The sequence below is a fragment of the Flavobacterium panacis genome (assembly GCF_024649945.1).
Taxonomy (GTDB): domain Bacteria; phylum Bacteroidota; class Bacteroidia; order Flavobacteriales; family Flavobacteriaceae; genus Flavobacterium; species Flavobacterium panacis.
In genome coordinates this window covers 1-22,590 of sequence record NZ_JANKMS010000018.1, presented here as the reverse complement: position 1 = coordinate 22,590, position 22,590 = coordinate 1, and the positions used below count along the sequence as shown (strand labels likewise).

The window sequence follows — 22,590 nt, the reverse complement described above, 5'->3', positions numbered from 1 at the left end:
CTTATTTAAAGAAAAATAAAAATAAAAATAAATATACCCATAATAAATCCAAAAAGTGCCAATACATCGCACCTAGCTCTATCCCAAGAGTTTGAGTCGAATTGTATTTTTGTTTAAAATGATTATAAATTATAATTAAAAGTGAAATTAATCCGCCAGCTAAGTGCAACAAGTGTGTAACTGTCACCACATAAAGAAAAGTTGTAGTAATTGAACTACCTTCTCCTGTAAAATAATATCCTTGCTCAACGATTTGTCCAAATCCCTGAAATTGTAATATTATAAACAAAACCCCTAAAGCTAAAGTTCCTAAAAGAAGACTTGTAACTGCACTTCTATTGTCTTTCTGAATGGCTTTTTTTGCCAAATGAAAAGTAACACTACAAGCAATAATAACTGCCGTACTCCAATAAAAAGCAGAAGGAAGTTCAAAGTTCTTCAACCAGTCTGCTCTGGATTTACTTACTACAAATGCACTTGTTAATCCCGCGAACATCATGGTCATACTTACCATAGCAAAAAGCAGAATCAGTTTTGCTGATTTTGACTTTTGTGCTTGTTCTTCATTTCTTGTTATTGTCATTTCCATAACTATCTTAAAAATTTATCTACTATAAATACAATTTGTAAAAGCGAAATATAAGACACACTCACCAACATTAATGTCCTTGCCGCTTTTGCAGTCCTCAACTTATACAATTTAACTGCATAGAAAAGCATCCAAATCCCTAAAAGAAATACTAAAACCGCTGCAATTGGCGAAATAAACAACTGTCCTGTAAATCCTAATACAGGTAACAACGATGCTATAATAAGCCAAATTGTATACAAAATAATCTGTAATGCAGTTCCGTTATCTTTCTTTCCTGTCGGAAGCATAAATATTCCTGCTTTCTCATAGTCTTCATACAAAAACCATCCAATAGACCAGAAATGAGGAAACTGCCAGAAAAACTGAATTAAAAATAATGTTCCAGCCTCTATACCGAATTCTCCGGTAGCAGCAACCCATCCTAACATAAAAGGAATTGCGCCTGGAAATGCTCCAACAAAAACAGAAAGCGAAGTAACCGTTTTTAAGGGTGTATAAATACTTGTATAAAGGAATATAGAAATCGCAGCAAACATTGCCGACTTCGCATTTATGGTATAAAGTAGCGCTATTCCCAGAATTGTAAGCAGACTTGCTACCAATAAAGCTACTTTTGGAGACATACGCCCAGAAGGAACAGGACGATTTTTGGTACGATCCATTAAAGAATCAATATCTTTTTCGATTACCTGATTAAAAGCATTTGATGCTCCAACCATACAATAACCTCCAACTGCCAAAACAGCTAAAACACTCCATTGAAAAGGATGATCAGAATCTACTCCCAATAAATATCCCGCAATAGAAGAAAACAAAACACTAATAGCTAGACCAGCTTTAGTAATCTCTTTAAAATCTAAAAATATTGATTTAATTGATAATGTATTTTTTGCAGCGTTCAATACTGTTGATATTTGTGTATTTTTTTTGAGTGGTGCAAATGTACAAATTAGATTGTAGAATATAAACCTATAAAAATAGATTTTTTCCAATAAAACCTTTACAAATTAAGATCTCAGCATTCTTTAACACTATTGTTTCGAAAAATCTTATTAAAAATTTTAATAATCAAAATACCAGTTAAAAATATCGGAGCGCAATCCGATACTAAACCATGTTGTATTTTGCTTGAAAGTTGTTGCTGTTTCCTGAGTAGGATCAAAATTTCTATAAATAAGACTTCCAAATAATTTCAAATTCGTCATCGGATTAATTAAATAACCACCCTGAATATCTGCAATAAAAATACTGGTTTTGTTTCCTTGCCCTACTTTTACACCAGTGTCGTAAGGACGTTTTTCATCATAGCTTTTATAAATATTCCCTCCGTAGTTATACGAATCTTCAGCAGTGTCAAAATCTAACCCTCTTGTTCCCATTGTAAACTTTGCATCTCCAAACAAACGACCTTTATGGTAGCGGCCAATTACAATCAATTCCTTAAAATTACCGCCCCATTGATGTCCTACACTTTGATTGTTATGTCCGTAATTCGTAATAACAGCACTGTGCGAATACACATAAGGGCGAACATGGTTGAATTCTACCTGAACCAATAAATCTTTTACATTAAATGCATTGAAATATTTTGCTCCAAGCTGAAAACCAAATTTATTCTTCCAACTTTGATTTCCTGCTCCAACATCAGAAACAGAAAATTCATCAATCAGGAACTGTGAATACAAGTTAATACTATTATTCCATTTATATTTTCCGGTAATTCCCAAAAGAGCGTTACCACTTCTCGAAGAAGAACCAAATTCTACTGCACGGTAAAAAATAATCGGATTTACAAAATTAATATCGAAACCCCTATTATTCGAATCTGTCCAAACTACAGATTCAAAAAAACCAAGGTTCAATCTATTGGATACATTCCAACTTAAATAATGGTTCGCCATAAATTTAGTTGCATATGTTCGCTCTTCTGTAACTTCAGGACGAACATCTTTCATCCACATATACGTATTAGTATATTTTATTTTCCAAAAATTGGTATTGATTTTAAAATATGGATACGGACTAGCTCCATCTCCTTCCAAAAGCGAACGATAGCCATCACCAATAAAGTTTCGACCATACCCCAACTGTAAATCGAAAATTTTACTTGGAGCAAAAGTAATATTAGCATCTGCCAAAGGAAAATCGTAAGCATCTGTTTTGAATCTTTTGGCAATTCCAACTCCAGGAATTATCGCCGGATTTCCACCAGAAGGCTTAATAGATTCTGCATAATCATTAAAATAACCTGCAAATCGTCCTTGACTCTCAAAAAATGTAGTCGTAAAATTAATCTGTTTTCCTAAACCTCCTCTAAAATTCAAGGCTCTTGTGTTCACGTAAGTATAAGAAGCATCACTATCTGAAGCCTTACCCATTTGCAAATCCACAATCGGATTTAATGAAAACCAGTAATCTTCTCCTTGAATCTGTACCATGTTTTCGTTCCACCATTTTCTTCCCAACCAAGACGAAACATTTTTCTGCAATGATTGATTTACTGCTTTTAAATTATAATATTTTGAAACCTCAGTATAAGTATAAGGCTTAGAAGCTGTATGATTATTGCTTCCAACCTGATTCATAGCAGCATCAAACTGGGCATAATAACTGTGGGAAAATGGTATATTTAAATGACTTTCGAATTCCGGATTATTGTACTTTTTATATACAATACTATCCAGTTCTGTCATCGGTTTTTCGATTGGTTTTAAAATTTCCGACGCAGCCAAAGCTTCTGCCGCAAGTTGTTCAGAACTTTTTAGAGGAATATCAATCGAGATGGTGTATTTAGAATAAGTTGGCTTTCCGTTATAAGTTGAAGGTTTAATTTTTGGAAATTTCCCAAATACGCGTTTTGCTTCCTCAGATAATTCTTCATTTACTGCTGAAACATAAATTATTTTAAACTCTCCTTCAGCATTAACCTCAAAAAGTACTTTTACTGCCCCCTTATAGTTATTTTGTTTTAAATTTTCAGGAACCTGAAAGTTGGTAAATACAAAATCCTGTACTTCTTTATAAAAACAATTTTCCAATTTTTTACCTTCCAAATTTTCGCAGTTCGGAAAAACAGGAAACATTTCTGCCGTAAAGCCCGGCTGAACTGACGCATTACCATTTTGCTGTGAAGAAACAATGAAAAATGAAAAAATAAAAACAAGGGACAAAAAAAACTTATTCACTTATAATATGGTATTTATTTAATATTGATTTGAGGAACTCTCTCCGTTTGCAATTGCTTTTGCCGCTGACGTTCCTATTCGTTTTACTCCTAAACGAATCATTTCTGCCGCCTCTTCATACGAACGAACACCACCAGCAGCTTTTATAGAAAGTGGCGAAGCATTCTCAAGCATTATAATTATTGTTGGAATTGTCGCTCCATTCGGAGTATCATTTTCTGTTTTATAAAAACCTGTTGAAGATTTTACAAAAATAGAATCTAAATCGTCTTCGTTAAAATGAGATACTGCCACATTTTTTATTAAAACCGATAATTGAATAATCTCTTTATCTGTTAAAGCAGCAACCTCTATAATCCATTTTACGGTTTTATTATTGGCTAAAGCAATCTGGGTTCCTATTAAGATTTCTTTTTTTACTAAATCTATTTCCCCGTTTTTGAAAGCTTCATAATTACAAACAAAATCTAAATCATCAGCTCCGTTTGCAATTGCCTCATTCGCTTCTTTGATCTTAGTTTCAAGACTTGATTTCCCCTCAGGAAAATCAATTACAGTTCCCACCAATAAAACCGAATTAGCGGCTATTATCATTTCTTTTGCTAAAGCAACATATTCTGGACGAATCATAATTAATTTAAATTCTTCCTGAATTGCTTCGGCAATCATTTTTTTTACCACAATCGTATTTTCTGCTTCAGAAAGACCAGCTTGCGAGGCAGTTTTTAAATAAGTCGAATCTAAATATTGCTTTACATTCATAATGATAGAAATTGCAGAAAACCAGCACAAAAGTACATTTTATATTGATAAAAACAGTCTTTTAAAACTTTGATTTTCTTGTAGAAAAAAACCCACCGAAGTGGGTTTAGTATTATATCCTATCGATCTGCTTTTTTAAAGCAATTGCTGTAAAAACAGCTATAACCGCTCCAAGTGCATTAGCCAGAATGTCTGTAACATCTGCAGCTCTTGTTGTTGTTATTGCGTTTTGAAGAATTTCAATTGTAATTCCAAAAAAAACAGAAAATATAAAAGAAATCAAATAAGCTTTAAAATCTTCAGCTCCCTTTCCTACAAATTCCTTTTTGAAAAACAAGATCCACGAAAATGTAAATCCAAAATGAAAACAGAAATGTACAATTTTATCAATATTTGGAAAATTAACAACAGGAATATTACTCGAATCTGTCAAACAAAAATAGGTAATAATTCCTGAGCATATAATTGCCCAAATTAACAGAAATTGTTTAGGCACCGATTAAATCTTTATAAGCTTCGTCAGATAATAAAGAATCAATTTCTGAAGCATCAGCGATTTTAATTTTAATCATCCATCCCGCTCCGTAAGGATCTGAGTTTACAGTTTCAGGAGCACTTTCTAAATCTTCATTAAAAGCAATGATTTCACCTGTTAATGGTAAGAATAAATCTGAAACTGTTTTTACAGCCTCAACAGTTCCAAAAACCTCATCTTTTGAAAGTGTTTGATCTAAAGTTTCTACCTCAACATACACGATATCTCCTAACTCTTTTTGTGCAAAATGAGTAATTCCTACAGTCGCAACATCTCCTTCGATGCTAACCCATTCGTGATCTTTTGTGTACTTTAAATTTGCTGGTATGCTCATAATAGTATGTTTGAAAAATTGATAATTTAAAATTTAAGTCACAAATGTAATAATCTTCTAAGAAATCTAGTTTAGAAACTAAAAATTAATTTCCAAAATTATAACGAAGTGTGAAACCTGATCTAATATTCGTCAAAGGAAATGCTGTTGAAATAACAGCTTTCGAAAACGAATGATCATAATAGAATATTGCTGTTAAGTTTTTGCTGAAAGCGTAATCAGCTGTTAACTTTAATGTCCATATATTCTGTCCTGCCGCAAGCTGATTATTATCGTAATCTAAATAACGAACTAATGTTTCATTATTTCTAAATGAAAAATCGGCTTTTAAGTTAATATCACTTTTAATAATTCCGGTCGGATTGTCTGCCAGTCTTGATGAGAAAATAACATCTTTAAAACGATATCCCAATCCTACTACATACTCCACTCCTTTTACTTCCGTCAATAAGTTATTATCAAAACTCATAGATAAAGCGCGGTCTTTTTTAACCTCTGTCAAAAGACGGAAAGAATTCTTCAACTCAAAGTCAACACGGATAAGCGGACTAAACTGCTCTACCAAATTGACATTGGACATAATCGTTTTATTAAAGAAATTGGTATTTACATCCTGTCCACTTGGATTTTCAAGATAATCAAAGTTAGACCTAAACTGACTAATAGTGTAAGATGCTCTATAATTATGTTGTAAAGAAAAACGCTTAAAGTGATCTTTAAAATATTTATAACGCATTAAACCATTATACTTTATTGTCCAGTTTGGAATAGGGAAACTTCTAAAAATTCCTGTTGAAGCGTTCGAAGCATCTTTTCCAGTATACGCTGCTAAGAATGCCGGAAGCAAAACGGCCTGATTACTTTTAGAATACCCTATCGGATAACCATCATTTGACTGAATTAGTTTTCTCTCACTATTATTCGGATTTGCAATATTCTCTATCGGTACAGTTGGATCTTCGGCAGGAAGAGCAGAAGCATCATATCTAGGAATTGGCATTCCCTGTCCATATCGTTCTTCAGCCAATCGATTTGCAATTACCAAACGGTTACTTCTAAAATCATCAAAAGCTGCCGACTGCGTTTCATTACTTGTTGAAAAAGCTGTTTTTATCATTACCGTTGAAATAGAAAACATTCCGTAACTATATGGAGACAAAGGTGTATAATCCAACACCCCCGTTCTAGCATTTTCAACAACACTATATTGTTCAGATGAATTTTCAGAATAAGAACGATCCATTGCTAAATCTATTTTTAGATCAGGAAATAAATCTACGTTTGCTGTAACCTTTAAAACCTTATTACTAACCTGCGTGAAGCTTTGATTAAAATTCTGATAATCGGTTAGCCATCCATTTTTTGCAGCTTCATAACGTATATCATCCTGACTTCCAAAAATAAATCCTAGAGATGGTTTAGACGTACCGAAGAATCCAACACCTGGTATAAAACCTGGTAAAACGGTTCCGTTGTTTTTTGTGTAATTGATCTGAATATTTTTTACACTAGTCAACACCCCTATTAAACCATCATAAAAAGGACTGCTACTTGTAGCTGGTTTTGCTGTATTCACAATTTTCTCTCCTGGTTTTGGAGCCGCTACCGCCTTGGTTTTTGCTGGTTTTGCTCCCGGAGTTAATCCTAAATATTTATACAGCAAATTCATATTTAATGTTGTAGAAAAAGTATTCGAATTGGCGTTTTGAATAGTATTTCCAAGATTCCATGTAGTACCATTTTCTTCTAAATGAGACATTGCCGTTGAAGGTCGTTGCCAATTATAATCTGCAGTATACGAATAATTTGCTTTTACAAAATTGAAAATTGGAATTTTGTTAATTGGAATTTCATAATTCAAAATAAACTGCTGTAAATGCTGATTTGGTGTACCAATATCAAAATAATCTTCCCAGATATTAAAATCTTGCTTTGGAGTATTATCGTCATTTAGGAAGTTTCTAACAATATTATTAGAAGCAGCATTGTAATTTAATTTTAATGATTTTGTCAAATTAAATCCGAAACCATATTGATAGTTAAAGGCAAAATTTCTTCTATACAACGGATCAATCCCAATACTTCCTGCATCTAATTCAACCTCTCTAAATTGCTGACGATTACTTTGTCTAATAATATTTGTATTGAATGAAACATTTGATGGAAGATAATTGATATTAAAATCGCTCAACAACTTCCAATATTCACTCGTTTTCATGAATTTATTCTTCTTAAACGGAACAACCTCTTTTGGCTGAAAATTATAAGCATAATTTATTGCAGTATTAGACTGTTCGTCCTCATAGTTTTCTACTTCATAATCGTGTCTTTCTACCTGATTGTAAGATTGAGAAAATGTAAAGTTCTCCACATCATAAACATGAGGTTTTTGTTCTGGTGCTCTATCTTTTCTTACTCCAATAAAGTTAATACTTTTACGCTTGGTATAATCTACCGCACGAGTTCTAAGATTATCTTTTTCTGCAGGATCTGTAGTTTCAGCAATTAATTGTTTCAGTTTGATATCCTGATTAAAAGGATCGTATTCTGGAGTAATAACTTCTTCTCCAATTGCATAATTGAATGGAAGATTAATACCCCATTTTTTAGGTAACAGTTTACCTAAATTCAAATTGGTCACAATATTATACTGCTGAATATCTTCACGATCTCTTTCATTTGCACCTTGCTCAATAGAACCAAAACCAATTGTACTCTTTTTACCAGATGCTGATAATGTCATTAAATCGGCCATATTGGTATCAATATTTAATAACGCCGCCATACCACCTTTGTTCTCCAGATCAGACATACGAAGTTCGTTAAACCAAACTTCTCCTTTAATATCTTTATGATCTGCCTGGCTTTTAACTCCGACCATTAAATTTCGAACCAAACCAAAATTTGGATTACCTTTTATACCTAAAGTTAATTTACTGTCCTGATCCCCGCCCTCAACACTTGGATCTCTATCTGGATAATAAATACCATTTATATCTCTTCTTGCATCGTTAGGATCAATCTTCATGGCCAAAATTTTCATTCTGGTCAATAGAGAAAGCGTCAAATCAATATTGTTTTCATCCAACCAAACCTGATCCGGACTAATTGTACATGATCCTCCTGTTCTGGTTACTTTTAACGGAATTTCAATTTGGTAAAAGTTCTGTGTAAAGTCATTACCAAAACGAATAAAACCAATCATTTCATCATCTAAAAGTTCTGTTTCATTTGGAAGAGATTCTGCATGCAGGAACATTTTTAATTTTTTGTACTGACGCATATCCACACTAACATTTTTGAAAACTGCTCTAGAATCCTGATATTCTAATCCTGTTCCGCCCACTCTTACTGCTAGAGATTGTTCGTTTTGATTAATAATAGTGTTATTATTATACAATTGCTCTCTTTGAACTCCTGGAGGAATAACATAATTTACAGGACATTTTGTACCGTTTTCTTGAATATTAACTGCTGCAACATCAAATTCAGTTCCGTCATTTTCTGGATTTGTATCATTTGCATCAAGTGTACCTGTATATCTTCTCCATTCTCCTCTCACTAAATCTAATGCTCCAAAACGAACCGTCATTTGATCATTAAATCCAGTCATGAACATACGCATGAAACGAATTGATCTAAAATCTGTGATATTTCCAATTGTATTCTGTGGTTGAGAAACCGGAATTTTAAACTGAATCCATCTTGCGTTTGTTGTACCACCATTTGGTAGCTCCACATTAGTTACTTCTCTAATATCTGTAATATAATTGTCACCAACCTGCATTCCTGGCTTCAAGTCAACACTATATTCATAATAGGCATTGATTGTACTCATTGTATTATCACGGTTGATATCTTCCACATCTGGAAGTGTTGTAGAACCACGATTTGGATCATCTACACTTACAGCCGAATTGTTTTCAGTTCCATTGTATCTTTTGTAACGATCTAAGACTCCTCCGGTTGTATTCAAATAATACTTATAGTTATCTGCTGCCGGATCTTCTTCGCCTGCATAATTCGTATAAACAGCTCCCTCTTTGGCATCTGGCAAACCATCTAAACCTACGTCTTGATTTCTACGGTTGTCAGCATTGGTATCAAACGCATAGATTAATGATTGAGACGCCGGAACATCTCCCCAAATTGGTTGCGGATTTACCATAACCTGATCTGGCCCTAATCCGTTTTCATATTGTTTTCTTCCGTCTTTAAGAACGTCTTCCGAAACCTCACCTAAATTGAAATAAATTTTTCCGCTATTTCCAGGTTGTGATTGCCCCGTTCCAACATAAGGATCAAGTACCCAGAACTGAATATACTCGACATTGCCCTGCTCAAAATTGGTTGAATTTAGAGCACGCATAATTCCTCCAAAATTGGTTGACGGATTACTTGTTCCAAAATTAGGATTGTTATTATAAGGTCCTCTATCTGATGGATAATATGTTAAATCGAGTGTATTAATAACCTGAAGCTGTCCTTGTGCAATATCTGTATTTGGATAAAGTTCTCTACTGTAAACTCTTCTTGTTGAATTTAGAGATAAATCTTCATTCGAAATTCCAGAAGGTTTAGAAGCATAAAAAACAGGATCGATTGTATACCATGCTAATTTTGCACGTTTATAACCATATTCTAATGTATTCGAAGCAGCATTAAATGTATTATCGTTTAAAGATCCAATGTAAGGAGTTGAAGCCAAACTCCATGCATAAGCCGATCTCATATCGATTGTAGTCTGAGAACCTTCAAAGTCATCGATGTAAATAGTTGCTTCTCCTTCAAAATCACTTGCTTTTGGTGCATCTGGTTTTAAAAACGCAACTTCTCCACGAATCGAAAGATTTGAGGGAACATCTGTATCAACATTAGGCAATTTATTTGCTAGTCTGGTTAAAAACGGAACTTCAGTTGAATAATTTCCATTAAAACCATAAATGGTATTATTTACAGACTCTTGCCCATAACTTGATTTCTGAGTAAAAGGTCGTTCTGTCATCTTTAGGAAAGTTCCTCCAACAACAAATTTTTCAGAAATTTTATGTTCGATATTGAATCCCATAAACCTTCTGGTCTGCTGTCCGAAAATGGAATTATTTTCTAAAGAAACTTCAATTGGTGTATTAGAAGCTTGAAGTGAAGGATCTAAAATTTGTACTCTTCCTAATTGATAATCTACGCTATAATCAATTCCTTCCACCAATCTTCTTCCTGCCGCGCTTACTACAACAGAACCTTGAGGCACATTGAATGCCCCAATTGGGATACCATTACTTCCAGAAGATTTATATTTACCTCTTAATAAGAATTTATTTTTATCACTATCCTGTAATGCACCAGCCTGTGTATTTCGATACATATTTCGGAATACATACTTTCGTTGGTTGTCGTTATAAGTGTTTGGATCATTATAAGTCGCTCCTGTACCACTATCTAATTTTCTAAACAGAAGCTCTCCAAAAGGTTCTTTTGTGGTAAAAATAATTCGAGCATTTTGCACATCAACCGTCACTCCTGGAACATAATCAAAGAAACCGTCTCCACCAGTCTGCGGATCATTATTATAATTCAAACGATCTAGATTGAAAACATTCAATAATGGTGTTTTCTCTACTCTATCTTCTGGTGCTGGATTAGCTGGAAAAGTAGTTCCTGTTACTGGTGTTATATAATTGATTGGTGATGGATCTGTATAAAGAATGTTAAGTCTAAAGTCTTCTTGTTTGATTTGATAAGCTTGTGGAATTTGATACACGTTTTTCATCATCAAATTCCAAACTGGATTTTTCACATTGGTCAAACTACTTTTCAGCATTTTCAAAACCAAACTTTGTGTAATTACAGCCTGATTAGAATTATTACTATTTCCTGTAACAACAGTTGCATCTACCCCATCACTACCAAATTCTCCAACCTGATACACTTTACCTCCAACGGTATATTCAAATGCAACGGCTAAAATTTCGTCATTTGCCAAACGTTGCTGTAAAGAGATGTAACCTAACTGAGAATTAAAAGTATATTCGTTTGTAGTTAATTTTCTGGCATTTTCTAAAATAGAATAATCTGTACCTTCACTTACATTCGCGTTGTTGAATCCAGAACCTGCTGTAGCAATTTCTCTAATGTTAGAATTTAAATAACCTCCTCTTCCTATAGCAGCAGGATCGTACTTGTTATTTATATTATCTGTAGGAGAATCTACAGGCTGATTAAAAAATCCTGCAGAATTGGTAATTACGACAACTTCATTGTCTGGTACTCCATTAACCTGACCTTCACCTAAATCCTGAAGTGCAATAATGTTTCTTAAATTATTACTGGTGGTAGTTACTCTATTTTGTTTGTTGGTTACCCATACTTCTAATCTTGTAACCTGAACACGGCTGTCAATAAGAGGATAATTTCTTAAAGAGTTATCGTATTTATTTCTAAAGTATTGTGAAAGGAAGAAATGTCGATCATTATCGTAATCTAACGCAAACAAATCGAAGTTCTGAACCGTCCCTCCACCTTCTGCGACTATACTTTTGGTTTGAGACTTTTGTTCTGAGAATACTCCAGTAACTGTAGTCTTACCAAATTGCAATTGTGCCTTTACCCCAAATAAACTTTGTGCACCTCTAATCAATGTACTGTTTAAAGGCATACTGACATTCCCGACTTCTACTTTCTGAACAATATCATCTTCAGAAGGTGTATAAGCCAGTTTAAATAAATTCTGAAATGCAAATGTAGACTGTGTATCGTAGTTAGCATTAACCTCCAGACGAGTTCCAATTTTCCCCATTAAACTCATACTGATTCTTTGATCAAAATCAAAAGTCAGACTCGATCTGTTTCTTGGTGAGAATGAAGGGTTATCTTGCTTGGTATAACGCAAACCTAAATCCATTTCTACTGACCCTGTGGGTTTTACATCAATAGTATTACTACCAAAAATGCTTTCGAATAAACTTGAATTAATGTAATATCTTGGAAGTAGATCTTTTTTGGCTGCTTCAGCTCCATTTTTTTTGCCATCAATGGCATCCATTTTTTTTCTAAAATAATTCCTTCTGGATTCTTTTAGAAGTAGATCTTCGTATTCTTTTGGAGTTAAAATTAAAGGATAATTAATTGAAAAGCCATCAACCGAATTGGTGTAGATATAACGATCTGTAATAGGATCATATTTATAAGCCGACAATACACTTGGAGGGTCTGCAATCTCAATTTTACCAACTGAAAACTGAGTTTTAGTTGTATCTTGAGTTGCCGGGGTTACCTGCGCACGCAAAACATTACCGCAGAGTAAGACCAGCAACAAAATACAAATTTTACGCATAGAATTCTTTTATATAAAATGAATTTATAAGCTTTTTAAAGCTTTTTTGATAATTGTTTCTACAGTAGCTTCAGGATCTTCTTTAACGATTCTTTCTACCACTTTTTCAGAAGCTTTTCTAACAAAACCTAGAACTTCTAGAGCAGATAACGCTTCATCTTTGTTTCTATTGTTTTGAACTGCAAAAACTTCGTCCAAATCGTACAATTTAACAACTTTATCCTTTAAATCAAGTATAACCCTTTGTGCTGTTTTGTTTCCAATCCCTTTTATAGATTGTATTACACCAACATCTCCTGATGCAATAGCATTTATTATTTGTTTAGGTTCTATTGACGAAAGCATCGTTCTGGCAATACCAGCTCCGATTCCGGAAACAGAAATTAGCATCCTAAAAATTTCACGCTCCGATTTTTCAACAAAACCATATAAAGTATGCGCATCTTCTTTGATTTGAAGATGCGTATACAATTTTATATTTTCAGAATTTGGAATTAAGGAGAAGGTATGCAGCGATATATTTACCTGATAACCAACCCCCCCACAATCTATCACAACTTCTGTAGGATTTTTTTCTACTAATCTTCCCTGCAAATGTGCTATCATAAATATAATTATTAGTATCAAATATAACAAAATTGCCATAAAACTACGACAAATTTATTCAATCCTTGTTAGAACGTTATTGTGTTATTTTATTCTTTTTACTTTCTTTTTCCTGCGCGTCAATAACTGCAATGGCAGCCATATTCACCATTTCTTCTACACTTGCACCCAATTGGAAAATATGCACCGGTTTACCCATACCCATCATAATTGGCCCAATTGAATTTACTTTGTATAATTCTTTCAGCAATTTGTAAGTGATATTTGCAGACTCCAGATTAGGGAAAATCAAGGTATTTACTTTTTTACCAGCCAATTTAGAGAATGGGAATTTCTCTTCAAGCATTTCTTGATTTAAAGCAAAATCTGCCTGAATTTCTCCATCAACAATCATTTCTGGATGGTTTTTATGTAAATAAGCCACTGCTTCTCTTACTTTTGAAGCGCTTTCGCTTGTCGAAGAACCAAAGTTTGAGAACGAAACCATTGCAATAACTGGTTCAATTCCGAACATTTTAGCTGTTTTAGAAGTCATAATAGCAATATTAACCAAATCCTGAGCAGATGGGTTAATGTTTATTGCTGTGTCTGATAAAAACATTGGTCCACGTGAAGTTAGCATCATGTTTGCTGTAGCAATTAACGATGCATTTTGTGCTTTTGGAATCAATTGCATCATTGGTTTTACAACCGAAGGATAACTTCTGGAATGTCCTGTAACTACTGCATCTGCTTCACCTTCGTTCACCATCATTGCTGCGAAATAGTTTCTTTCGCGCATGAATTTTTCTGCGTCTAATTTTGAAACACCTCTACGTCCTCTAGCTTCCCAGAATGATTTAGCAAATCTATTACGTCTTTCTGCTTCTTCATCTGTTTTAGGATCAATGATTTCAAGATCTGCATCAAAACCTAATTCTGCTTTTAGTTCTAAAATTTGTTCTTTGTTTCCTAATAAAATTGGAAATCCAATTCCGTCTTCGTAAACAATTTGAGCTGCTTTTAAAACATTTAATTGATCTGCCTCAGCAAAAACAATTCTTTTTGGATCTAATTTAGCACGGTTTGTAATCAATCGTACCATTTTATTATCGTTCCCCATACGCTCACGAAGTGCATCTTCATAAGCTGCCCAGTCTGTAATCGGATTTTTGGCAACGCCAGATTCCATTGCTGCTTTTGCAACTGCAGGCGCAACAACCGTAATCAATCTAGGATCAAATGGTTTAGGGATAATATATTCTTGTCCGAAACCTAATTTTGTAGCTCCATAAGCAACGTTAACTTGCTCTGGAACTGGTTCTTTTGCTAAAATGGCCAAAGCTTTAACAGCAGCCATTTTCATTTCTTCATTAATTTTTTTGGCTCTTACATCTAATGCTCCTCTAAAGATATATGGAAAACCTAAAACGTTGTTTACCTGATTAGGAAAATCTGAACGTCCTGTCGCCATAATAACATCTTTTCTGGTCTCAACAGCAAGATTGTAATCAATTTCCGGATTTGGATTTGCCATTGCAAAAACAATCGGGCTTTTTGCCATTGAAAGTAACATTTCAGGAGAAAGAATATTTCCTGAAGATAAACCGATGAACACATCAGCTCCTTTTACTGCTTCTGCTAATTCAATTTTAGCACCATCAACAGCATATTTTAATTGTAATTCTGAAAGTGAAGGATTGTCTTTTGTTAAAAGTCCTTTACTATTATACATTAAGATGTTTTCTACTTTTACTCCTAACGAAACATACAAATCGGTACAAGCAATAGCAGCAGATCCTGCACCTGAAACTACCATTTTTATATCTTCTGCTTTTTTTCCTGCTAATTCAAGAGCATTGATTAAAGCTGCTGAAGAGATAATTGCTGTTCCGTGCTGATCGTCATGCATTACTGGAATATCCAATTCTTCGATCAATCTTCTTTCGATTTCAAAAGATTCTGGAGCTTTAATATCTTCTAGATTGATTCCTCCAAAAGTTGGAGCAATATTTTTTACAGTCTGAATAAATTCTTCAACATTTTTGGTATCAACTTCGATGTCAAAAACATCAATATCAGAGAATATTTTAAACAATAAACCTTTCCCTTCCATTACAGGTTTTCCTGCTTCTGGACCAATGTCTCCAAGACCTAAAACGGCTGTACCGTTTGAGATTACGGCAACTAAATTACCTTTTGCTGTATATTTGTAAACGTCATCAATGTTTTCTGCAATTGCTAAACATGGTTCTGCAACTCCTGGCGAATAAGCCAATGACAAGTCTCTCTGGGTTGCATATTTTTTTGTTGGAACTACCTGAATTTTTCCTGGAGTCGGTTCTGCATGATACAGTAACGCTTCTCTTTTTTTACTCTCTTTGTTCATTATTTTAGCTTTTATTCTAGCTTACAAAGATATAAGTCTTGTTTTAAAAAGGAGTCTTTTTAGCGTTTTCTTTTCTTAAAATCCATTTTGATAAATAAAAAAAGTCCAATAGAAATTGGACTCCTTTAAATTTTTATCGTTTTTAGCTATACTTTATTGAGAAATATAAGAATTCAAATGCTGAATGGTATCTTTCTGCATTTCTATAATTGCTTTTACCACATCGCTTATTGAGATTATTCCAACCACTATTCCGTCTTCTAAAACAGGTAGATGTCGTATTCTTTTTTCGCTCATTAGCTGCATGCAGTCTTCTAGATTATCTGAAAGTTTTACTGTAAAAACATTACTTTCCATAATCTCATGTACAAAAGTTTCTTTAGAAGATTTATCCTTTAAAACAATTTTACGAGCATAATCTCTCTCCGATAATATTCCTTTGAGAACGTTATTGTCTATTATTAAAATGGCTCCGATGTTTTTGTCTCCCATAACTTTTAACGCATCATAAACCGTTAAATTAGAGTAAATAGAATAGACATTTCTTCCTTTTGCTTTAAGTATTTGATCTACAGTCATAATGAAAAATTTTTAGAATTATAAAGTTATAATAAAAACAAACACCATCTGCAACGAAAACGATTTTTTAAAAACACAACTCATTCATTTTAAACAAAATACACCAAAGAACATATTTTCAAAATTATAGTGTAAAGAATGAAATCGTTTAGAATAGTTTTTTGATGAAAATTAGATTTTTTAACTTTTTGACACCTAATTGATAAAAATAAATTGGTTGTTTCTACGATGCTATCAAATGTCCTATGGGACATATACTCGGGCATTTTGTTGGAGGGCTACCGACCAAAAACTCCTAGCGGAGTTACTAAGCGTATATTTTGATGTTGTGAAATGACTCTTTTTGGAGTAGCTTTTTTGCAATATTCAAAAACAATGCTCCAGCTGAGCATACTATTTATAGAAGAAAAGTCTACAGAATCCAAAAATCCAAGCGAAGCGAGAATTTATGGTTAAACGCCCCGTTTGAAATATTTTGAAAAATGCTCCAGCGGAGCATAATATTTATAGAAGAACAGTCTACAGAATCCAAAAAGCTCCATCAGAGCGACATATCGCCCCGATGGGGCTTATTCATAGGGAATTAAAATGTTTTCTATAAATATTTCGTCCCTCTGGGACTTTTAAATAAAAATTACATAATGCGACATATATGACGTACGATATTTTGTAGCATTGAAATACATTTGAAAAAAAACAAGAAATTTCTTAATCACATACTATCGTATGTTGAAAATGATAAAAAGCAACTTGCAAAACTTAAAATAAACGATGCAATATATAATTCTGTAAGTATTTACAATAAATAAAGCAATTAAACTATGGAAGCAAATGAAATTAAAAACCTAGAACCTTTAAGAAAATTAACTTCTTTTTATTTTCAGACCTTAAAGCCAACTAGCGACAAAATAGGAGATAACGTTGCTCAAATAAAATTTCAAAATTATCTAGAATTAGGATGTGTAATTACTGATATGTTAAAGATGTGTATTTTGACATTAAATCAGAATGCGCATCAAATCTCAGAAACTAATAAATCTGCGATCGATGTGAGTCTTATTTTAGAAACGGTACTTCAACTAATTCCTATGAGTGAATTTGAATTTTTAAGTGAAATTAATTATTTGCTTGCTAGGGATTCTAGTATTAAGGAGTAAATAAAACCCCCTTTTCTAAAATTTAGAAAAGGGGGTTTCGTATTTAAAAAAAATTCTAATTTACATTTCTACCACAATAAATTCGCTTCGTCTGTTTAATTGGTGTTGCTGCTCTGTACATTTTACACCATCTGCACATTTATTGACTAATTGTGTTTCGCCGTAACCTTTTGCAGTCAATTTGCTCGGATCAACTCCTTTGCTTATTAACCAATCTCTTGTAGATTGTGCTCTTTTGTCTGATAAAATTTGATTACTTTCAGAAGAAGAGCGACTGTCTGTATGAGAACGAATATCTAATTTTAGATTCGGATATTGGCTAAATGCTCCTACTACTTTCATCAACTGAGGTTCTGATGATTTTTTGATGGTTGCTTTTCCTAAATCAAAAAAGTTCATCGGAATATGAAGCAATTTTACCAAATCTGATCCAATATTAATATTTGCAATTTTTACTGGTTTAACCGCTACTTTATTAACTATGATTTGTTTTGTTTCAATTGGCTTAATGATTTTTTGAAGCGCAATCGGGAAATCTGTTTTTCCGTTTTCTTTCTTTAAATTAACCGAAACATCTTTTCTGTTAAAGCCTTCTTTGACAACTCTAATTGAATACTTCTTTCCGCATTTTACTTTATTGAATACATAATTCCCTTTTTCATCTGATTCAATATTTTGTAACGTATTGAAGTTTTCATCAAACAAAATAAGCGAAGCATTGGCTATTATTTCATTTGACTCTGCATCCGTAATTATTCCTGAAAGTTCTTGTTCACACACCAGTTTCTTTAGTTCTGTAAATCGGTATATATTATCCATTCCGTGTGAATTTTCACGGTTTGAAGAGAAAAATCCGTTTCTGTTTCTACTGTCAATCGTAAAAGCAAAATCGTCTTGCTTACTATTTACGGGCTGACCAACATTCTGAACATCATCAAATGTTCCGTCTTCATTTATTTTTGCAACATATACATCAAGACCTCCTAAACCCGGACGTCCATCAGAAGAAAAATACAATTCATTGTCTCCTGATATAAACGGGAATGTTTCTCTTCCTTCTGTATTGATTCCTGGACCAAGATTTTGTGGTGTTCCAAAACTTCCGTCAGTATTAATTGCCACTTTATATAAATCAGATTCTCCTAAAGTTCCAGGCATATCTGATGCAAAATATAATGTTTTTTCATCAACACTTAAAGCAGGATGTGCCGTACTATATTGATTACTGTTAAATGGTAATTCTTTTACATTCTTCCACTCATTATCTACCAATTCTGATTTATACAATTTAAGAAGGGTAACATTTTTATTGTTTTCTCCTCGTTTTCCATCAATAAAATTGTTTCTGGTAAAATACATTGTACGACCATCCTTTGTGAAAATTGGAGAAGACTCATTATATTTTCCATTATCTCTTTTATGAAAAGGTTTTACGATTCCAACACTTCCGTCGGGCAGTAAATTTGCTGTATAAAATTTAGAGAATGATTTGTTGGTCCATTTAAAATTCGCTTTCGCTATTCCGCCTGTATCCCTTGCAGAGGTAAAAATAATTTTATTGTCATAAACGGTTCCGCCGTAATCTGAAAAGTCAGTATTAACACCAGCATCTCCAATTTCATATCTTCCTGAATTAGATTTAATTTCTGCCAGATAATTTTTCTCACTTCTAACTAAAGCCGCTCTGTTTTGTGAGTTTGCTTTTGTGTTGAATATCTCTAAAATTTGATCTGCTTTTTCGTAATGACCTACCGATTTTAAAGATTGTGCATAGCGATACAAATACTCTGGTAGTTGTTCTTTATTAATTCTGAAAAGTTCTCCATACCATTTTTCTGCATTTCTTAAATCTCCAGTAAAATAATACGAATCAGCAAGTCTTTGAAATACTTTTTCGTCCTGCACTCCTTTTCTTAAGATGTGTTTATATTCTTTTATGGCATCTACATACTCGTAGTCATCATATTTTTTATCGGCTTTGATGATCAGTTTTTCATTTGCTTTTTTTAGTTTTTCTTCCTTGCTCATTTTTTTTGTTTGTGCATTTATCTGGAAAAAAAAGCATACTAATAAAACTGTATAACCTATTTTTTTAATTTTCATAACGGGCATTAATTAGAAGAATCTTGGAGATATCATTTTATTATAATTATTGAAAAACTCAAAGCGAAGGAAAATTTCATGTGATCCTGAATTGTATTTTCTTAATCTAGTTGTTTCATGATCATAACCATAACCAATATACATTCCTTTTGTTACTTGAAACCCAGCCATTGCACTAACAGAAGCGCTCCAACGATAAGCAAGTCCAAGAACGAATTTATCGTTAAACATAAAGTTTCCAGAAACGTCTACTTGCAAAGGAGCTCCTTCTACCATTTTGGTCATCAAGGCAGGTTTGAACTTAATGTATTCTAAACGATCCAGATTAAAAACATAACCCGCAATTAAGTAGTAATTGATTCTGTCTTTAAAAATCGCCGTATCATCAGAATTGTAACGATTGGTTTCTATAAAATTAGGAACAGATAATCCAATATAAGCGCGGTCTGAATGAAAATAAAGTCCCGCTCCAACATTTGGCGAAAATCTATTTTTTAGACTTTGAAACTGTGGATCGTCCTGATCTTCCGTAGTCAATTTATTAATGTCGATATTAAAAAGATTTGCCGTTCCTTTAATACCAAAAGACAAATTCCATGTTGCCGAAGTTGGTATGGTATAAGATAAATCAGCTGACAATGTATTTTCTGTAGTAGGTCCAATTTTGTCATTTACCAAAGAAACACCAAGTCCTAAATCACTATTGCTTAAAGGTGTATTAACAGAAAATGTACTGGTTTGAGGCGCACCTTCTAAACCAACCCATTGGGTACGATACAAACCAAAAACGCTCATCACTCCACGTGTACCTGCGTAAGCTGGATTGACTTCGATTGTGTTGTACATGTATTGTGTAAACTGGGCATCTTGCTGCGCATTGGCCACAATCGAAAAAAACATAAAAACTAAAATTAACTTTTTCATTTAGTAAGCTTTAAAACGGCTTAGCTTAAACTAAGCCGTAATCTTTTTTATTTATTAATGTACAAATACCCAGATTTCTGTTGCGGAGCGTTAGCACTGTCTTTGTATTTCAAAATGTAGAAATAAGTACCCACTGGCAGACCTTCTGTTTGTTTAATTGTAGAGCGTCCGTTAGAATATCCTCTAAATGCTCTATCAGTATTATTATATTGATCAATACTGAAAACTAAAACTCCCCAACGGTTATAGATCTCAACTGTATTATCTGGATAACATTCAATTCCTCTAATATAGAATCGCTCGTTTTTACCGTCTCCATTTGGAGAGAAAGCCTTTAAGACTTCAATTGTACATCCATCTAAATTGATTACAGTTGGATTATCTCCGCTGTTTGATGAATCATCTGACTGATCTTCTACAACTACTCCTCGTGAGCTGCTACCTTTTGCAATTGCCTGATTGCTTACCGTCTTTCTGTTAATATCTTCCTGAGTTATTTTATAAACTGCAGTGAAATTAGTTTCGTTAGATTCATTTACAGCCAAATCAATTGATTGTCCAGAAACTGTTACTCCTGGCAACGGATCGCTTATTGTAATTCCTTTAAGTGGTACATTTCCTGTATTAGTTACTGTAAACTTGTATGTAATTGTTTCACCTGCATTAGCAAAGCCGTCCTTATTTTCGTCATTAAACGTTGCTGTTTTCACAATTGCGATTGCTGGAACTTCAACAAAAACAGTTAATACAGCTGTTGAACAATTTGATGGATCTGCTTTTTCACAAACTTGATACGTTAATGTATACGTTTTTCCTGGGGTGTTTGGTTTTACACTTACCGTTCCGTCTGCATTCCATTCAAAATAAGCATCAGTTGTTACTGGTTTTACAACAACATCTGCTGGATTAATTGGCTGTCCGTTTATCAAATCGTTTCCTAAAACATTTATAAACTCTAAGTCTCCATTAATTCCATCAACACTAATATCAGTGTCATCACCTAAAGTAATCTGATTTGGTGTTGCAGGATCAATTGGATCTACACTGTTTAACACTGTAATTTTAACTATTGCCGGTTGACTACAATTTGATGTACTAGTTGCATCGCAGATTTGATAAGTCACTTCATAAATACCATTTGGAGTGTTTGAATCAATACTTACCGATCCGTCTGCATTTAGAACTACGTTTGAATTTGCCTTAACCGTTGTCAAAATAACATCTGAAGGATTTGGTCTCACTCCGTTTACAAGATCATTTGCAAAAATGTTGATCGTTGCGTTCATTCCTTTTTTCACATCGATTGGTCCTTCTTCATCATTATTTGCAATGATCACCTGCATTGTTGATTCTGTTACTGTAACTTTTACAATATTTGAACTACAGTTTTCAGAATTTAATTTTTCACAAATAGTATAAGTTAACTCATAATCTCCTGCTGGTGCATTAGCTCCCAAACTAACACTTCCGTCAGAGCTAATTGTTAAAAATCCTTTTGGATCTGGTTTTGAAACTAATAATGTAACATCTGATGGATTTAATTCATTTCCGTTTTTAGTATCGTTATCAAAAATATTTACCCCTAGATCTTTTGCTGTATTTGATGCTTTTACAGATGAAATAACATCTGGATTTGCAACAAGAATTCCATTGTTTACAACAACCTTAGAAATTGCACTATCACAATTTAATGGATTAGTGATTTCACAAATTCTATATTCAACATCGTAAATTCCTGATGGTGTATTTATTGCAACTGTTACTGTTCCGTCTGCATTTAAAGTTAATCCTGTCGGAATATTTACTGCTATTAATTTTACCTGACCAGGAAGTGCACCAATAACAACCGGATTCCCATTTAACGTGTCATTATCTACTACAGAATCTGTAGTTTTTCCACCTATACTTCCAATTATTGAAGGTGTTAACGTTTCTGCAACTGCATCAATAACCGGTAATCCAACTGTTACGGTAACCGTATTTGATTTGCAGTTTCCTGCATTCAGATTCTCACAGATCGTATACGTCAGTTCGAAATCTCCTGCTGGAGGGTTGGCTCCGATAGTTACTGTTCCGTCAGGATTCAATGTCAGATATCCTTTTGGATCCGGT

At 33.6% G+C, this 22,590-nt stretch carries 14 protein-coding genes; 1 reads left to right on the top strand and 13 read right to left on the bottom strand.

Annotated features, from left to right (window positions below):
* Position 1: 1 nt before the first annotated feature.
* From NQQ59_RS24155 to NQQ59_RS24110, 10 genes are all read right to left on the bottom strand, one after another.
* Positions 2 to 589 (bottom strand): cytochrome c oxidase subunit 3, encoded by a 588-nt coding sequence (locus tag NQQ59_RS24155; RefSeq protein WP_144215457.1) that lies wholly within the window; start codon positions 587 to 589, stop codon positions 2 to 4.
* A gap of 2 nt (positions 590 to 591) precedes the next feature.
* Positions 592 to 1,494, bottom strand: coding sequence for a heme o synthase (gene cyoE, locus NQQ59_RS24150; protein WP_144215458.1), 903 nt, complete (start codon positions 1,492 to 1,494; stop codon positions 592 to 594).
* A gap of 159 nt (positions 1,495 to 1,653) precedes the next feature.
* A complete protein-coding gene (locus tag NQQ59_RS24145; protein ID WP_144215459.1) occupies positions 1,654 to 3,777 on the bottom strand; it encodes an energy transducer TonB in 2,124 nt (707 codons plus the stop codon).
* A gap of 18 nt (positions 3,778 to 3,795) precedes the next feature.
* A complete protein-coding gene (gene deoC / locus NQQ59_RS24140; RefSeq protein WP_144215460.1) occupies positions 3,796 to 4,539 on the bottom strand; it encodes a deoxyribose-phosphate aldolase in 744 nt (247 codons plus the stop codon).
* A 112-nt stretch (positions 4,540 to 4,651) separates the two neighbouring features.
* Positions 4,652 to 5,035, bottom strand: coding sequence for a VanZ family protein (locus NQQ59_RS24135; protein WP_144215461.1), 384 nt, complete (start codon positions 5,033 to 5,035; stop codon positions 4,652 to 4,654).
* Entirely contained in the window at positions 5,028 to 5,408 is a 381-nt protein-coding gene (gcvH, locus tag NQQ59_RS24130) for a glycine cleavage system protein GcvH (RefSeq protein ID WP_144215462.1), read from the bottom strand. Before gcvH ends, NQQ59_RS24135 begins: the two co-directional genes overlap by 8 nt.
* Positions 5,409 to 5,493: 85 nt before the next feature.
* Positions 5,494 to 12,741, bottom strand: a complete 7,248-nt coding sequence (sov, locus tag NQQ59_RS24125) for a T9SS outer membrane translocon Sov/SprA (protein ID WP_144215463.1) — start codon at positions 12,739 to 12,741, stop codon at positions 5,494 to 5,496.
* Between the two features lie 24 nt (positions 12,742 to 12,765).
* Entirely contained in the window at positions 12,766 to 13,347 is a 582-nt protein-coding gene (ruvA, locus tag NQQ59_RS24120; protein WP_144215464.1) for a Holliday junction branch migration protein RuvA, read from the bottom strand.
* Between the two features lie 76 nt (positions 13,348 to 13,423).
* Complete coding sequence (locus NQQ59_RS24115) at positions 13,424 to 15,715, bottom strand: NADP-dependent malic enzyme (protein WP_144215465.1); 2,292 nt, start codon at positions 15,713 to 15,715, stop codon at positions 13,424 to 13,426.
* A 153-nt stretch (positions 15,716 to 15,868) separates the two neighbouring features.
* Entirely contained in the window at positions 15,869 to 16,294 is a 426-nt protein-coding gene (locus NQQ59_RS24110) for a CBS domain-containing protein (protein WP_144215466.1), read from the bottom strand.
* Between the two features lie 821 nt (positions 16,295 to 17,115).
* On the opposite strand from NQQ59_RS24110, the gene NQQ59_RS24105 reads away from it, so the two are divergent.
* A complete protein-coding gene (locus NQQ59_RS24105; RefSeq protein ID WP_144215467.1) occupies positions 17,116 to 17,451 on the top strand; it encodes a hypothetical protein in 336 nt (111 codons plus the stop codon).
* A 60-nt stretch (positions 17,452 to 17,511) separates the two neighbouring features.
* Here the strand turns inward: NQQ59_RS24105 and NQQ59_RS24100 are convergent, their stop codons facing one another.
* The 3 genes from NQQ59_RS24100 to NQQ59_RS24090 form a co-directional block, all read right to left on the bottom strand.
* On the bottom strand, positions 17,512 to 19,479 hold the full coding sequence (locus tag NQQ59_RS24100) for an OmpA family protein (RefSeq protein WP_257698460.1): 1,968 nt from the start codon (positions 19,477 to 19,479) through the stop codon (positions 17,512 to 17,514).
* 87 nt (positions 19,480 to 19,566) lie between these two features.
* Positions 19,567 to 20,478, bottom strand: a complete 912-nt coding sequence (locus tag NQQ59_RS24095; RefSeq protein ID WP_144215469.1) for a PorP/SprF family type IX secretion system membrane protein — start codon at positions 20,476 to 20,478, stop codon at positions 19,567 to 19,569.
* A 47-nt stretch (positions 20,479 to 20,525) separates the two neighbouring features.
* A partial coding sequence (locus NQQ59_RS24090; RefSeq protein ID WP_257698459.1) for a T9SS type B sorting domain-containing protein occupies positions 20,526 to 22,590 on the bottom strand: 2,065 nt, incomplete at its 5' end.

What these genes read in the sequence shown, in the direction of transcription:
- NQQ59_RS24155 (WP_144215457.1), bottom strand. Translation starts at nt 589, where the DNA reads ATGGAAATGACAATAACAAGAAATGAAGAACAAGCACAAAAGTCAAAA.
- deoC (WP_144215460.1), bottom strand. Translation starts at nt 4,539, where the DNA reads ATGAATGTAAAGCAATATTTAGATTCGACTTATTTAAAAACTGCCTCG.
- gcvH (WP_144215462.1), bottom strand. Translation starts at nt 5,408, where the DNA reads ATGAGCATACCAGCAAATTTAAAGTACACAAAAGATCACGAATGGGTT.
- sov (WP_144215463.1), bottom strand. Translation starts at nt 12,741, where the DNA reads ATGCGTAAAATTTGTATTTTGTTGCTGGTCTTACTCTGCGGTAATGTT.
- ruvA (WP_144215464.1), bottom strand. Translation starts at nt 13,347, where the DNA reads ATGATAGCACATTTGCAGGGAAGATTAGTAGAAAAAAATCCTACAGAA.
- NQQ59_RS24115 (WP_144215465.1), bottom strand. Translation starts at nt 15,715, where the DNA reads ATGAACAAAGAGAGTAAAAAAAGAGAAGCGTTACTGTATCATGCAGAA.
- NQQ59_RS24110 (WP_144215466.1), bottom strand. Translation starts at nt 16,294, where the DNA reads ATGACTGTAGATCAAATACTTAAAGCAAAAGGAAGAAATGTCTATTCT.
- NQQ59_RS24105 (WP_144215467.1), top strand. Translation starts at nt 17,116, where the DNA reads ATGGAAGCAAATGAAATTAAAAACCTAGAACCTTTAAGAAAATTAACT.
- NQQ59_RS24100 (WP_257698460.1), bottom strand. Translation starts at nt 19,479, where the DNA reads ATGAGCAAGGAAGAAAAACTAAAAAAAGCAAATGAAAAACTGATCATC.
- NQQ59_RS24095 (WP_144215469.1), bottom strand. Translation starts at nt 20,478, where the DNA reads ATGAAAAAGTTAATTTTAGTTTTTATGTTTTTTTCGATTGTGGCCAAT.